Genomic DNA, 15311 nt, shown 5'->3' with positions numbered 1-15311 from the left:
CGTCGATAACGCGCGGCGTCCACGCCCGGTGCCGCGGCGCCGTCGTTCGGCATTGAGGAGTCCGGCGAGGTAGAGGGCGAGTTCGTCAGCGACATCGAGCCTGGCACGATAGGTGATCACGTGGGGTCCTGGTTCCGTGAAGATGATCTTGTGGTGAGACCTTCTTCTACCAGGACCCCACGCCCACATCTCCCAGGCCTACCGCCACCTCACTCCACTGAGATCACCTCATTGGCCGGTGGCGTGATGATGGTGTCCGGTTCTCCATAGCTCGATGGTGGCCATCGTCAACAGCCCGTCGACGATGAGTGGCCAGAGCGCGGCGGTGGTCTCGTCGGCGCCGTATCGCAGAGCAAAATCGCGGCCGTGTCGGTATGAGACGTAGGCCGCTCCCACAGCTACCAGGAGGGTGCAGGCGCATTGCAGACGCAGTGATCGATCGCGGACGGAGCCCGGTGTGGAAGATGTGCTGGTCATCAGGCTTCACCCGCCTGGGAACGGCGCCTTCGGGTGATCTTGACCCGCCCTGATATCTGCAGCTCACGACCAGAGCAAGGTGGTGAGGATGCTGTACGTGCCCCCGGTGCGATTCGAACGCACACTGGACGGATTTTGAGTTAGCTTGGAAGCGTGACTGTCCATGATAGACAGTGTCGGGTAGAGGGCTGACTGTCCCACAATGGGCGGAAATTCGTGTCAGGTAGGTTCCGCCCGTGTCAGCCAGGTCCCGTCCGTGCAGCGTCATCTCAGCGTCACACGCGATGGCGTCCACATGATCCACTGATCTTGCCCATAGGAGGTTGGCGATTCTGTGGAACTCGCATTGGTGTCCGGTTGTGGGGTCGCTCGGTGACCTCTGCTTCAGATTTCCGAGGTAGGGGTGACCTTGTAGCTGGGCCTAATGGTCAAGGAATGTTGCCTAGTCATGTGGCTGTACGTGCGTGGACAGGTACCCCAGCCGTCAGAATCGTCTGAACACGGAGGCCTCGGCCAAACACTGGGAGACAGATGTGTCCCAACAAGGGCATCACCATGTGGGGACGCGCATGCCTCATAAGCGGAAGTGGACTACTCCACAAAGGCAGGCGTGTTACCCCTGCTTCATGTGTAATCTGCTGCGGTCAGGGGGTATCTTGAGCACCAGGCGTATGTGCCGGGCTGCTTGCTCATGTCTAGCGTAGAACGCTCGGCACCTGTGTTGATCAACACAACGCGTTGGGTGGCCGGATAATCAGGCTGCTGATGATCAAGGAATGGCCATTTCGATGGCGGTATCGCAGCCGGTGCAAGCCGTAGTAGCGCAGGTAGGCAGATCGCCAAGGTGGGTTGGTATCCGGATTAAGTGGGATCAGGTCGCTGGTGTGCCGATGTAGATCACTGAGAGTGACCTTCTTCGGGAAGGAAGAAGTCGGAGTCCATTGCGGCGTAGTCCCCGTGCGCGCTGACACTGAGTGAGTTGTCCTCGATCTCGGCCGTACGCATTCGGCCCAACAGACAGGCGGCCCACGGAGGTCCCGATCAGCGATGACCTGTATCGGCGGGGGTGCCACGGTGGCCACGACATCACGGAGCCCTTGCGGGCTAGGGCTTGGCCTGGACGATCGTTTCTAACGATGCCTTACGCGCCGGGTTTCACCAAACCTTGGTGGCTCCATTCCGAACCAGTTGGCTGGTGTCGTCCCGCAGCATCCTGCCTACCAGGTGTTGTGGGGTGACTACGCAGGTCGGAGGGGCGCTCCGACGCTCGACTGTTGCCTGCCTTGATCCTATTCGAGGGGTGCCGGGCTCATTCAGCCGATCCCTGACGAAAGCCGGGGTCGAACTGCGGCGCGGGCTGTGGTTCCTGTTTGGGAGAAAGTCGCACCGTCGAGATTTTTACGGACCCAAAATTTGGGAAGCCACTGTGTTGATCTTGGGCTTCTCCAGGGTCTTCGGGTCGTGGGTGGTGTCAGCACACCGGCTCTGGCCGAATAGACCCGCAACGGCGGTCTCGGACCTCGTAACGAGGCATCACGATGAGAGGTTCCGCTGTCCGGGACTGGATGTTCCTGCCATTGCCCGTTGGCCTCTGCGACGCGGGTCGGCGCGCCGCTGCCAGGAGTACACCTTGGGCCTACTGAACAAGCGGCGACCACCAGAAGTAGCCGCCTCCGCACATTGCGTAAACTATCGATCTTTCACCCGTTCGGGCTAGGGTACCGTGCCATGACTCGGATCAGCGTGGACGTGGTCGACGAGCTCTCCGACGAGCAGATCAACTACTTTCGTGGCCTGCTGGAGCGTGGGCTAAAGCAGATGGGGCTGCGCGGGCAGGTAACCACCCCGCCGCGGTTTCTGCTGCAGCAGAGCGCCGAGCCCGGAAACCTGACCGTGCTGCTGCATGCCGAGTTCGACCCGATCGATCGTCAGGACCCGTGCAGGTTCGTCGATGATCGCCGCGATGCGTGGGTGTTCACCCCGGCCGAGCTGCTGGACATGATGGCCAACCCGAAACGGGTCTTTCCGCAGGTGTGCCCGCGCTGCACCAGCAAGGCGGGTGCCAGCCCGGTCCGCAGGGTGATACAGGCCTACAAGCTCGGCAACTGGCCGGAGGAAGAACAGCGGCAGGAGATCGTCAAGGAGTTGCGGGGGCAGTTCCGCGACAAAGGGTTCTACTGATCAGTCCCGTCGGGCCGCGTCCTGCTCCGGGGCGGTCCTCATCCACGATCGATCGGGACGGCTTGACCGCCTCCGTGATCGTCCACTCCGACACCCGACCTCGGGCGACCTCATGGGATAACGCCTCCAACAGTGACGCCATCGTGTAGCGGCTCTGGGACGGCACCGTGGTGTCGCCCCCGGCTGAAATCGCCTGGCCCGTCCGGGCCCGCAGCGACGCGGCAGCGTCGTTCATGAGCTTCTGCGCCTCACACAACCGGCGGTCCCGTTTGGTCTCTCCCCACGCCATGCGCCGGAACCTAAGCGCAGGCCGCGACATGCGCCGCTGACCTGCGATAAAAGGAACCTCGCACGGTCGTGGGCACCGCGAGGAACAGCATCTCCCCCCGGTGTTGGATCTTGCCCCCGGGAGGGGGAGTCACCCCGGTGCCCGCGCCGTGCGATGAACAGCAATGCGCTGCAAGCTTCGTGTCCGGGCACTTGGCCTCTGGCGACTACACCGCTGGCGACTTACACCGTGATTGGGCGGCTCTTGCCAGAGCCGCAAGAGCTCGCGTGGAAGGAGCGCGTCATGCGATTCCCGCGTTTCCGGATCTTCACTTGGGTCATCCTCGCCATCAACGTGATCTTCCTCGTCTGGATCATCGGCGGCGTCGCCACTCGACCAAATCCGGAGGACACTGCGTCCAACGTCGGCACCGCCATCGGAGCCGGACTCATCATCGGTCTGTGGGTCGCCGCCGATATGATCCTTGGAATCCTCTGGCTGATCACCAAGCCAAAAACCCGTGACTGTCCGGCATGCGGTCGCACGGTCAAGCGCGGCCAGATGGAGTGCAAGGGCTGCGGATACGACTTTGCCCAGGCTGCGCGAGGCATCCAAGGAGACAGACGGAGTCCTCCAAACCCCGCGTGATCTCAATGCCCTTCCGATCGTTGGGTGATTCACGGCGCCTGACCTCACACAAGCGGCCCGTCTCTACGACCGGTTCCACTCGCGTCACGCTGGTCAGCCATGAGGTCATCGGGGAGAGGACCTCTCGGCGCCGCGTGGCGGTCCCGCCTGCGGTCGGGCCGCCGGTACTGACCCGCATCATGACTGCTGGTTGGTCTTCGGCTCTGCTGGCTTTGCGAGTCCGACACGCTCATGACCGTGTGGCCCACAGCACGGTGTTGCGCTACCAGATGACTGTGGGCACGAGGTTGGGCAGCCAGAGCAGGGGCAATGGCGGTGTGGAAGTGCCAGAGCTGTAGGACGGTTGGAGGGTGCCCACGGTCCTGCGGACACGGTCCATGTCGCCTTCCGGCCTCGTTGTTCCCGCCTGGTGACGAACCTTTCAGCAGTGAGATCCCTGCCCTCCGGGTAACCAGGCGCAGGGCACGGCGCGCTCTAGGCCGTTCGTGTTGTCCTGGGGCATGATCGAGTAGAAACCCTCATCCGACCGATGGGCAGGTCCGATACCGTGCGCGGTGAACCTAACGAATCACGCATGCAGGGGGCCGTGACCAACAATGCGCGCTGGGGACGACGCCGCGCCCGCGGTGATCGGAGCCGACTACATCGCCGAGCAGAATGGCGAGGAACCGGAGCCGGTCTATCTACCGCTAGAGAAGCCGCTGACCAGCTCAGACGCCGACGCCACGATCTCGATGCGGGAGCTTGAGGACGGCCGAGTAGCAATCTTGGTTTACACCTCGCTGGAATCGCTGGTGGTGCACTGCGGCGACCTGCAGCCGTGGGCTTCCGTCCTGCCAGATCAGCTCGGTGACATTCAGGCTCGCAGCGGTGCGGACATGGTCGCCTGGGATGAACCGCTGCCGCCTGAGCAGCGCAGCGACTCTGCAGGAGGTGACCAGCGATGAGCGGAACCCATGCACACCTTGGCGAGCTTGACGGGCTGGCCAGCACAATGCGCAACGGGGCCTCTAGCCTCGACAGCAGCTCCCCAGCCCCGGCGGCGCCGCAAGCGGGCACTCCCTCAGAGGCGATCGCCGGAGTCATGGCGATGTTGACCATGTCGGCTGCGGGGATCGTCGAGGGCATGAACGCCGTTGCCGATGAGGTCGCCGCTGGCCGCAACCTCTACGACGAGGTCGACCACACCAATGCCGGGGACATCGGCAAGACCGCGCCGGAAATGCCGCGCTGACTCTGGGGACTACTGAACATGCCACTCGACATCAACGTTGACGCTCAGCCAGGCACGATTCGCACGGCTGCCGACTGGCTCGACGGAATGGCCCGTGCCGTAGACGCCGCCTTGGACACCATCAACCGAGCAAAGGGCGAGTCCGAACACGCCTGGCCTAGTGAGGCGGGCCAGTCGTTCCGCGACGGGATGGGCAAGATCGGCCCCAAGGTCGACGAGGTCTCGGCTGACTACGGCGGGCTGGCCGGGGCGTTGCGCCGTTACGCCGACGACATCGACACGGTCAAGCGACGCATGGATCAGGCCCGTGAGCACGCACAGGCCGAGGGGCTGACCATCCAGGGCGATCTGATCATGGAACCCGGCCCGGAGCCGCCTGACCCGACGGCGTTGCCGACCGACAAGCCCGCCAGCCCCGAGCAGAAGCAGATCCATGCTGAGCAGACCAAGGCCCACTCGGCGTTCGTGCGCAAGGTGGAGGCGTACGCCGACTGCGCGGTCATGGTCGCCGACGCTCGCGATCATGAGAACAATGCCATCGCGGTCCTCAACCGATTCCTCGGCGGCTTGATCGAGAAGTCACCATTTAACGCCTCGGACGTCGTCGCTGGCCTTGCTGGGGCCACCGCAGGCCAGACGGCCACGATGCGCGCCGAGGCCATGAAGATCGCCCGTAGCGGGTCGATTGAGGTTTCCGAACGCCTTTCCAGCAACCCATACATGTCGCTGCAGGCTCGCACCCGAGCCGCGATGATCCACATTGAGAAGACTCAGAAGGTCGCTGCTCTGGAAGCCCAGGCCACCCGCACGCGCACCGCGCAGTGGGTCGACAAGCTCGGGCCGCGTACCAAGGGCGTTCTGCAAATGACCCTCGACTTCGGCAAGAAGCCTGACCGGGTCGGCAGCGGACTTCTCCGAGGATCGCTGAAGGTCGCCGGCAAACTCCCGGTCGTGGGTGGAGTCATCACGGGCCTGGGAATCGGCTACGACATCGGGATCGCTGGGAAGGACCCGACAACCAGTGTCGCCTCGGGCGTCGGCGGGTTTCTCGCCGGTGCGGGTGCCACGGTCGGACTCGCCGCGATGGGTACGCCAGTGGGCTGGGTGGTCGCAGGTGGCGCACTCGCCTCTTGGGGTGTCGGCTTCGCCATTGAGGAATGGGGCGACGACATCGTGGACGGCGTCCAGTCGGCTGGTGAGAAGCTGTCGGACATCAACCCGAAGATGACAAGATGACCCGCTGAGCGAGCGTGACGTGACAACAGGACTGCCCCCGAAACCAGACCCCCAGACCGGCGAGCCGCGACCACCGCGTGCTCCTTTGGAACCGGGCTGGAAGACGCCCGAGGACAAGCACAAACGTGGCCGCGCCAAGGTGGCGGAACCACCGGAGGGCGAAGGCCCAGTCCTGGAGTGGTTCTACCCGACCCGCGGGCGCGCTCTGACCATGGGACTCATCCTCGCTGTGATCGCGGTGGCTTACCTCGTCTGGCGGGACTGGGGTTTCGGCTGGGTCACTACGTGGTGGCTCTGGCTGTTCATCCTCCCTTGGCCGTTCCTCTTTTTGCTGGCTGGACGCAATCTCCGGATGTCGGCAGGCGCTGACTGGCTGATCTACGGGAAGTCCGGGATCGTCAAGATCTACGAGCTCACCAAGGTCCACGTCACGGTCGGCGGCGCAGCGCACTACCTCGACATTGAGGACCGCCACGGCAACTCGCTGTATGCCCAGATCAACAATCTCCAGCTCAACCGCGAACTGTGGGACCTGGTCTACCTCGGCATCCTCCACTCGGTCCACGAAGGCCGCGCCGAAACCAACACGATGGCCGACAACTACCTCGCCCTCAAAGTGCCCCCACACCTGCGGGAGTGGGAGTACGGCGAGCAATGACGGGGTTGTCGGAGACGCGGACAGTCTCACCTCCCGCTGCGACCAACACATCAGCAACGCCCCCACCGAAGCAAGGCGGAGGCGTTGCCGACCTGACCCGTCAGTAGCCGTAATACTGAGCGCACCTCTCACGCGCTGCGCTCAGGAACGCTTGCCTGAGCACGTCGGGGTCGGTCTCGCCGTACCCCTGTATCTGCAGATCGAACGCCGAGACGCCCTGGCGGTATGCGTCGTCCTCCGCTTGCGGGAGTGCAGGAATCACGTAGCCGCTGCTCCAGATCACCATTGGGTCGTAACCCTGCTCCGCCGCGCTTACCTGCGCTTGCCGGGCGGTCAACGCGCACTGCTCCGTTCTGGACGGACCGCTTGGCGCAGGTGCTGCTGTGGTGCTGTCGGCAGAGGTCGTGGACTCGTTGCCGGATGACGCAATGCCGGTGAAGAAAGCAGCGACTAGCAGTCCGCCACCGTTACCGACCCAGATCCAGGTGATGACTCGACGTTGAGACATGGTGGTTCCCCTCTGGAACTGGATGTCAGCGCAGGTTCGCGATCGCGTAGTCGGCTTGCTCGGTTGTGAACTGCTCAGCATCGGAGGTCAGCTGATCGTGCAGCTCTGCACGGGAGAAGCTGCCGGACTCCATGTACGAGTTGGCAGCGTTGAGTGCTTCTGCGTTCCAGTCCGCGTGCACGTTCGCGACCGCCCACGCCGCCACGTCGGGTGGGTACTTCTCAAATTCGAGCTGACCGCGCAGTCCAGCTTCGGAAAAGTCACCGGACCGCAGGTAGGACTGCGCTGACTCCCAGGCGTTCTCGTGCTCACTAGACGGGTACTGGGGTTCGCTGACGGCAGCACCACCACCACCTGCACTGCCCTCCCCCTGCTGCTGGACCGGTCCGGCCCCGCCAGGTCCTCCGAACAGGCAGACCACTAGACCAAACACGCAGAGCGCGATGCCCGCCCACGCAGCCCGCTCGTTGGTGGCAAGCCCTTTCTTGACCTGCTTCAGAGCCACGATCCCTAGCGTCATGCCGACGATCGCCACGGGCAGCGCCAAGAGCCCGAAGATCGGCACAAACGCCAGCGGCACTCCGATGCATCCGAGGATCAACGCGGTGCGGCCGTAGGACTGCTGTGGATGCGAGGCAGGCGGCGGAACCGGGGTCTGCGGGTCGTAGGTGCTCATGATTGCCCCCCTGGCGGTCGACCCTGCCCACAAGCCACGAGTTCACCGACCCCACCTGCCAACCCAGGTAGGCAGCGATGTCGTGGGTGGTCCACAGCTGCTGGTCACGCATGTCAGGAACGCTGCACCACGTAGTGCATGCGCACCCGTGCCGAAAGTCCCTGGCAATCAGATTTCGGCCAGCGAATGGGAGATCCGCACACACGTACGCAGGGAGGACAGGACGAACAGCCTGCTTCCGACGAACCGACCACCTGGGACGCTTCGACGTCGCGTCGGCATTTGCGAGGTGGTGGAGTTCCTCGCCCGCTGGCAGTACACCCAAAGGGCTGCGCCTGGTGGGGCTCACTGCGTTCGGTCACTCGATCAGCGCGGAGCCAAGCTTTTGTGCTGCGGCAGCTGCTTTCAGGGCGCGGCTGCTCACGCGGCCTCGCGGTCGACGCTCCGCCGCTGGGGCACTTCCAAACCGATTGATAGCAGGATTGGGACACCGTTCAGTTCCACTGTGGACGCGTCCGCAGCTGAGAGTCGTGCAGGTGCCGCTCTGGCGGGTGAGGGTGACGGTAGCCAAGATCGGATCGGATAACCGAGCTATGGCGATCTTCCTGGTGGGTTTAGAGGTACGTCCCTGCTCGCATGAACAGGGCTGACCGTGGCCTCGAAGGAAACGCTACCGCCTTCGCGGGTGTGATCGTTGCGCCTAGAAAAGGGCACGAGGTCGAGTTTAGCGGTCCCTTCACCTGCGACGATGGTCCTGGCGTCGCCGAGCACGACAGCGGATGCCGTGTCGGTGGTGGTACCCTCATCACGAGGCCGGGACTACCCGGCGATCAGGTGAAGCGGAGAAAAGCTGAAGCGGCCAAGATCCCAGCCACCCCACGCCTGAGAAGGAACAACTCATGACGAGCGCACCCCAGCTCGCCCCTCTCCGCATACCCCAGCGTGAGCTGCCGTGCTCTGTGGAAGGGTGTCCGCGCCGTTGCTACGCGCGGAACGTGTGCCACGCCCACCACATGCAGGCATGGCGAGCTTCAAAAGCCTGCGGAGACGTGGCGGAGTAAAACCCTTGCTGACGCGAAAATCCCCGGTACCTACAGGGGGACCAACCCCTGTTCAGCGGTACCGGGGATTCCCGGAAGCGATCAACCAGCAGGGCCATGCTGACCGATCTCGGTGCTTACCCGGACCCGAAAGTCGAGAAGCGGTGTCCCTCACCTATCACCAGAGAGGCATCGAACGATGTCCAGTATAGAGCCCCGACCCGACATCCACGGTAGTGATCTTTCCGCCACACAGCGCGCGTCTATGGTCGCCGAGGCGCTGAGCGCACCGCGTGATCAGCGCGCCTCGGAAACCGCTGTCTCGATGGCCGAGGCTGGTCTGTGCGTGTTCCCCGTCGATTACCTATCCAAGCTTCCCGCCTGCCCGTATGACTGCGTAGTAAACCCCCGCACGGGCAAGCGCGAAAACTGCGGACGGCTCCACGCCTCGACCGGTCGTGACGTCGTGCGAAAGATGTTCGAGCACTTCGGCGACGCCGAGATCAATTTCGGCATCGACCTGCGCCGGTCTCGTCTTGTGGTCTGCGACGCGGACACGCCTGGACAGGTCGAGTCCTTCTACGATCACCTGAAGCAGGTGTCAGGAGTGGACGCCGAAGCACTTCGATCCCTCTGCCTGCCCACCGTGCTGACGCCGGGTCTGGAATCAGGCCGCCACAAGGACGGGGGACACTGGTACTACGTGCTGCCGGACGGGTACGAGCTGCCTTCTTCGATAGACAACACGGCGGTGTATCTGCCGCTGGACGGTCGGCGTCCCGAAAAGGGCCAGCCGGACCATCGTGCGGTGCTGATGTACGGCGACTTCTACGTGGTTGCACCCCCGTCCGTCCGCCAGGAGGGCTCGTACGAGCTCAGGTCGGCTGTGCGGGTCGCTCCGCATTGGGTCACCCACGCGATCGAGCGGACCTATCAGGCCAAGCGGGAACGCAACGAGCGGACCAAGGAACGCGCTGCGCTCTCCGAGGGCCGTGGCTTGTCGGCGGTCAAGGCTTGGGCATCCAACACCCGGTGGGACGAGCTGATGAAGCCCGAGGGGTGGTCCCCGAGGGAGGACCTGGAGTCCTGCGGCTGTCCCACCTGGATGCGGCCGGGAGACGACCTGACGGCTGACAAGAGCGCGGTGGGGCACGAGTCCGGTTGCGAATTCAAGCCGGACACGGACGGCTGGGTGCACTTCTGGTCGGCCACCGCCGAAGCGTGGTATGGCTGCAACGACCTTTCCAAAATGGACTTCTACATGGCCAGCAAGGAACTCGACCGGGACAACCCGGTGCATGTCCAGCTGGCCAAATCGGAACTCGGGATCACGGAGACGTACGGACTGCTGTCACCGGAGGGAAAAGCCCTCGGGGAGGCCGCCGGAGCGGAGGTGCTCGCCGTGACTGACAACCCGGGCTCCGTGGCCGCAGCTGACGGTGTGGGCACCGAGCGTCGCAACGGTAGACGGACCGTGTCGCTCACCTCGGCGGCGGAGATCAAGATTCGACCCGTCCACTGGACGTGGGCTGGGAGGCTCGCGGCCGGCACGCTTGGCTTGATCGGTGGTCGGGAAGGGGTCGGCAAGTCCACCTGGTCCTATCAGTTCGCCGCCGATCTGACCCGGGGCCGTGTGGAGGGTGTCCACTGCGGGGTGCCCAAGTCGGTGATCATCGTCGCCACCGAGGACAGCTGGGAGCACACCATCGCTCCTCGGCTAATGGCCGCTGAGGCCGACCTGGAGCGGGTATTCCGAGCCGACGTCACGACCAAGGAGGGCCTGCGCTGTGCCCTATCTCTTCCGGACGACATCCGAGGCGTCTGCGACGCGGTGCGGGAGGTCGACGCCGCGCTGATTCTGCTCGACCCTCTGCTGTCCCGTGTGGACCCCGGGCTCGATACGCACAAGGACGCTGACGTACGACGCGCGCTGGAGCCTTTGGTCGAGATGGCGGACGAGTGCGGCGCGGCCGTGCTCGGCCTGATTCACCTAAACAAGTCGACCAAGGTGGATGTCGTCACCTCGATGATGGCGAGCCGGGCCTTTGCCGCAGTGGCACGATCCGTGTTCGCCGTGATCAAGGACCCCGACGACGAGAGTGTCCGCCTGCTGGGGCAGCCGAAGAACAACCTGGGCCGGGATGCCCAGCCGACCCTGAAGTTCAAGATCGAATCTACGCAGGTCGCCATGACCGAGGAAGGGCCGGTCCTCACCGGTCAGCTTCAGTGGCTGGACGAGATCGAAAGCCGCTCGATCGATGAGGTGATGCGGGAGGCCGCGAGCCAGGACGAGGACGGCCGCAACAGGACGGTCGAGGCTGCCGAATGGCTGGAGGACTTCCTGCACTCGGTCGGAGGGTCCGCCGCTTCCAGCGACGTGAAGCAAGCGGGGGATGCGGAAGGGCACTCGATGTCGACCCTGCAACGTGCTCGGAAACGGATCAAGGTCACGTCGGAGTCTGTCGGCTTCCCCAGCCGGAGCTACTGGAGCCTGCCAGGAACAAAACCGCAGGTCGAGCCCAGCTGTTCCAAATCCTAGGGGAGACATCAAAGCTTGGAACAACTGGAACAACTGGGACCGGCCCGGCTCTCCAGTTGTTCCAGTTGTTCCAAGGTTCCGAGTCCCCCGTGCGTAGCACAACTGGCCAGCGGCAGGGATGCGGTACACGGTCCATTCAGAGAGGACGGGCCGACCAACCAGAGAGGCACACTACGATGGACTACGACCTGAGCGAGCTCCTGACTACCAAAACCGAGGCGGACGCGGCCGAGTACACCTTCAACCACTGGGGGCCCTCCGCGGTGATCGGCGCGGTAGCGGCCTATCTCGCCGAGCAGCCCGACGGCCGGTTCGAGGGGACGGCGGCTGAGCTATTGATTCGCCTGAAGATCTACGCAGATATGCTGTTGGTACTCACGTTGTGGGAGCCGCTGCCTAGGAGCCCGTTCACGCTGATCGCACACCTGTGCACACTGCGAGGGGGCCTGCGTGAGTGCGGCATCCTCCTCGACGCCGTTCAACCACCGGGGCGGCTCATCACCCGGGACACCATTTTGATCATTCAAAGGATGGCAAAGCCGTGAACAGGTGGACCTTCCTAAGCGCCGACCTCAGCAGCGACAACTACGCCGGCGAGCATGATCGGAGCCAGGGTTCTTCCGGCGATGTGGAGCGGCGAGAGCGACGAGCTGCTGGACTCGCTGGTCGTCTACCGGGCGGCATGTCTGAGTGGCGAGTCTAACTTGATCGAGGTGATGGCGGTCGATCACGGCTGTGACCGAGGCGGGTGGCTCCAGGATCGATCCACAGCCCGAGGACGCGACGGTCATCTGGGGTCGGACGCCCTGAGCTTGCTCGATGAGCCATGGGTCTCACCCACCAACGGTCGGTGCAGATGATCACCAGCACGCAACCGAGCTGAGACCCAGGCTTTCGTTCACGGGCCGGCCGATCTTTTCCGAATCCGGATCGCCTGCCGCCGTGCGTGAGCAGTAGATGGTTGCCGGATGAGCCTTCACGTTGGGCCTACCGCCGACTCGGTGAGCCGAATGCCGACGCGCGATGACAGTGTCTGTCTTGTGCACGAAGCCAGAACCGGGTCTCTAGCCGTAGGTACGTATGAGTGCCGTATAGTGCGCGCTTCGGAATCTTGGTCCGCGTCAATAGCCACTTTCCAGATTTTGTAGGCCGCTATCCAGGCCACCGTACGTCCGTACAGCCCTCTGTCCCTGATGGACTTACATCCGCGCCCGTCGATCTCCCGCGACGTGAATCGCGCTGCGATACAAGAAGAATATTGCCCAACTGTCAATTCAATTACCCGACAGATCTCCTTGCGGCACAGTGATATCTGCTGTCATTCTTGCAGTGTATGAATCCAAAAGGGATCAAGTTAGGGATGAATGGTGATCAAGAATGGCTACACCTTCGGCGAGGTTTTCGGTCACCTGAAGGGGGAACCGGCGGTCATGTCCGTGGAGCGATCAGCTCGGTATCTCGGCCTCGCGAGAACACGGGCGTATCGGCTCGCTGCCGATGGCGAATACCCGGTTCCTGCGCGCAGGGTCGGCGGGCGCTACCAGGTGCTGACTGTTGATCTATGGCGCTACCTCGGAGGAGCCGAGCTGTGAGGCACTCAAGGTTCAGCCCACGCGGGACATGAGCGGCTCGGCCGCGAATTCTGATCATCAAGCTATGTCGAGCGTATCCGGGACGCGGGTTCGTTTGTCCACGCAGGAGAATCTCATGGTCGACCGGTCGCGACGCATCCCTCCAGACGAACATTGCAACGCTGCGAGGACCCGAGCCGGGGGCTCGCATTGCCAGCTCCCGGCCGGCTGGGGCACCGAGCACGTCGGTTTCGGCAGATGTCGACGGCACGGCGGAAACAGCCCGAGCGGTCGTCGGTCTGGTTTCAAGATCAAGATCGAGCACATGTACCGCAACGGTGGATTCAGCGACGTGTAGCCAGACCTGTGGAGTTGACCTCCCTGACCTGGGATAATGGGTCCTACAGGTGCCGGGGAGGCGATCATGGCGAAGGGCAGCGTGACGAAGAGATGTGGCTGTTCTGAGCTGGTGAACGGCAAGCGTCAGCAGATCGGACGCAAGTGCCCGAAACTCCGCCGGGCTGACGGAACCTGGAACCCGCGCCACGGCACGTGGGGTTTCTCGATCTCCCTTCCAGGCCCGGACGGAAAAGCCAAGCCGGTCACCCGAAGCGGGTTTGCCACTCAGGTTGAAGCAGCGGCTGAACTCGACTCGCTGCGCGATCAGGCGCGTCGTGGGCTGTCGGCTGGCAACCGGCAGTACATGGGCGAGTACCTGGACCAATGGCTGGCCACCAAGACCGACGTACGTCCCAAGACCGTGCGCTCCTACGAAGGCCACATCCGCACCCACCTCCGCCCGAATCTCGGGCATCTTCGGCTGGATCAGCTCCGCCCGCAGCATGTCTCGGAAGCTCTCGCCACTGTGGAGTCCTCCGACGCCAACCGGCAACGGGTGCGAGCCACACTGCGTACGGCTTTGTCCGACGCGGTCCGGGCAGGCCTGTTGCACAGTAACCCGGCGAAGTTGGTCAAGCTGCCGAGCGGCAAGCCACCGAAAGCACTGGTGTGGAACGCCGAACGTGTCGAGCGGTGGCAGGAGACTGGCGAGATCCCGAGCCCTGTCATGGTCTGGACTCCGCAGCAGGCCGGTACGTTCCTTGACGAGACTGCCGAGGACCCGCTGTCGCCGATGTTCCACCTGATCGCACACGTAGGCCTTCGACGAGGTGAGGCGTGTGGACTCGGGTGGGAGGACGTCGACCTGGTCAACGGCACGATCACCGTGCGGATCAGCCGGACCGTGGTGGGGAACCAGATCATCGAAGGCCCCCCGAAGTCGGATGCTGGTGGCCGGACGGTCGCGCTCGACAGAGGCACCGTGGAGGTCTTGAGAGACCACCGCAAGACGCAGGTTGGCGAGCGGCTACGGCTCGGCTCGACATGGGTTGAGTCCGGAAAGCTCTTCACCAGACCGGACGGTTCGGCGTTGAATCCCAACCAGGTGTCCAACAGGTTCCACGCTCTGACAGCCAGGGCGGGTCTTCCGCCCATCCGGGTGCACGACCTTCGTCACTGCGCAGCGACCTTCGCACTGGCCGCCGGAGTGGATATGAAGTTGGTCCAGACCATGCTCGGACACTCGACCCTGGCTATGACTAGCGACATCTACACGGCCGTGCTGCCGGAGGTCGCCAGGGAGGCGGCCGAGCGGGCGGCGGGGATCATTCCGAGGGCGGGCGTTGGGACTGGCAGTGTCACACCAGCGTCATACCGTGATCTTGAGCAGAGTTGACCAAGAGAAAACGCAGGTCACAGAGTGCCCCCGGTGCGATTCGAACGCACACTGGACGGATTTTGAGTCGGCTTCACGTTGTCGCACTTGTGTAATCACTGGTCCTTGGGACTGTGGGTTCGCTCGCGTGTGGTTCAGACGGCATGTGTGGCAACAGTTCGCACCCAGGTTCGCACCCAGGGGCCCGGGAGCGGATGAGATGGTACTCAAGTTCAGCGTGCGGGTACGTTCGACTTGTGTCCACGTCGGTGCAGCGGGTTCTCCTGGATCAGAATCCCTTTTCTATTGGCATTCTTGAATGATTTTACCCCCCGAGAAGGAAGAATAGTAGGAACGTTGCCGAGAGGAGCCATGAAATTATGGCGATTCGGAGGCTTAGGTATTTGGCGGCAAGAATGCGCGCCATGTCTTGTGCTGTATGCCATGCCTCACGGCGCTCACCTCGGTAACTTGCCCTGGTGAGCGCAACGGATGAGGTTTTTGCTACTGAGGGCCATGAATAGCGGCTATATTCTGATACGTTTAGGCGCGGCCACAACG

At 63.4% G+C, this 15311-nt stretch carries 12 protein-coding genes and 1 pseudogene; 10 read left to right on the top strand and 3 right to left on the bottom strand.

What is annotated here, in order from left to right:
* Positions 1-234 precede the first annotated feature (234 nt).
* Positions 235-477 (bottom strand): annotated as a pseudogene (locus R4I43_RS31505) (DUF2637 domain-containing protein); the annotation flags it as partial.
* Positions 478-2205: 1728 nt separating this feature from the next.
* Here R4I43_RS31505 and R4I43_RS31500 point away from each other — a divergent pair.
* From R4I43_RS31500 to R4I43_RS31475, 6 genes are all read left to right on the top strand, one after another.
* Positions 2206-2658 (top strand): hypothetical protein, encoded by a 453-nt coding sequence (locus tag R4I43_RS31500; RefSeq protein WP_324269359.1) that lies wholly within the window; start codon positions 2206-2208, stop codon positions 2656-2658.
* Between the two features lie 571 nt (positions 2659-3229).
* Positions 3230-3574 (top strand): hypothetical protein, encoded by a 345-nt coding sequence (locus tag R4I43_RS31495; protein WP_324269358.1) that lies wholly within the window; start codon positions 3230-3232, stop codon positions 3572-3574.
* Between the two features lie 596 nt (positions 3575-4170).
* Positions 4171-4521 (top strand): SAV_915 family protein, encoded by a 351-nt coding sequence (locus R4I43_RS31490; protein ID WP_324269357.1) that lies wholly within the window; start codon positions 4171-4173, stop codon positions 4519-4521.
* 137 nt (positions 4522-4658) lie between these two features.
* The gene (locus R4I43_RS31485; protein WP_324269356.1) at positions 4659-4808 is read left to right on the top strand and encodes a hypothetical protein; all 150 of its coding nucleotides are present in this window, start codon (positions 4659-4661) and stop codon (positions 4806-4808) included.
* 18 nt (positions 4809-4826) lie between these two features.
* Entirely contained in the window at positions 4827-6044 is a 1218-nt protein-coding gene (locus tag R4I43_RS31480) for a WXG100 family type VII secretion target (protein WP_324269355.1), read from the top strand.
* 85 nt (positions 6045-6129) lie between these two features.
* Positions 6130-6702 carry a hypothetical protein gene (locus R4I43_RS31475; protein WP_324269354.1) on the top strand — a complete coding sequence of 191 codons (573 nt, stop codon included), beginning with the start codon at positions 6130-6132 and terminating at the stop codon, positions 6700-6702.
* A gap of 100 nt (positions 6703-6802) precedes the next feature.
* Here the strand turns inward: R4I43_RS31475 and R4I43_RS31470 are convergent, their stop codons facing one another.
* Together R4I43_RS31470 and R4I43_RS31465 are read right to left on the bottom strand one after the other, a co-directional pair.
* On the bottom strand, positions 6803-7210 hold the full coding sequence (locus R4I43_RS31470; protein WP_324269353.1) for a hypothetical protein: 408 nt from the start codon (positions 7208-7210) through the stop codon (positions 6803-6805).
* 25 nt (positions 7211-7235) lie between these two features.
* Complete coding sequence (locus tag R4I43_RS31465; protein WP_324269352.1) at positions 7236-7886, bottom strand: Ltp family lipoprotein; 651 nt, start codon at positions 7884-7886, stop codon at positions 7236-7238.
* Between the two features lie 1305 nt (positions 7887-9191).
* Here R4I43_RS31465 and R4I43_RS31460 point away from each other — a divergent pair.
* The 4 genes from R4I43_RS31460 to R4I43_RS31445 all read left to right on the top strand — a co-directional run bounded on the left by R4I43_RS31460 (position 9192) and on the right by R4I43_RS31445 (position 14771).
* Positions 9192-11465, top strand: coding sequence for an AAA family ATPase (locus R4I43_RS31460; RefSeq protein WP_324269351.1), 2274 nt, complete (start codon positions 9192-9194; stop codon positions 11463-11465).
* 176 nt (positions 11466-11641) lie between these two features.
* Positions 11642-12010 (top strand): hypothetical protein, encoded by a 369-nt coding sequence (locus R4I43_RS31455; RefSeq protein WP_324269350.1) that lies wholly within the window; start codon positions 11642-11644, stop codon positions 12008-12010.
* An 819-nt stretch (positions 12011-12829) separates the two neighbouring features.
* The gene (locus R4I43_RS31450) at positions 12830-13057 is read left to right on the top strand and encodes a hypothetical protein (protein WP_324269349.1); all 228 of its coding nucleotides are present in this window, start codon (positions 12830-12832) and stop codon (positions 13055-13057) included.
* Positions 13058-13460: 403 nt separating this feature from the next.
* Positions 13461-14771 (top strand): site-specific integrase, encoded by a 1311-nt coding sequence (locus R4I43_RS31445; RefSeq protein WP_324269348.1) that lies wholly within the window; start codon positions 13461-13463, stop codon positions 14769-14771.
* The last annotated feature ends 540 nt before the right edge of the window (positions 14772-15311 follow it).

The organism is Saccharopolyspora mangrovi (genome assembly GCF_035320975.1).
Taxonomy (GTDB): Bacteria; Actinomycetota; Actinomycetes; order Mycobacteriales; family Pseudonocardiaceae; genus Saccharopolyspora; species Saccharopolyspora mangrovi.
The sequence above is the reverse complement of the archived record's forward strand: the minus strand, read 5'-3'. Positions and strand labels throughout refer to the sequence as shown.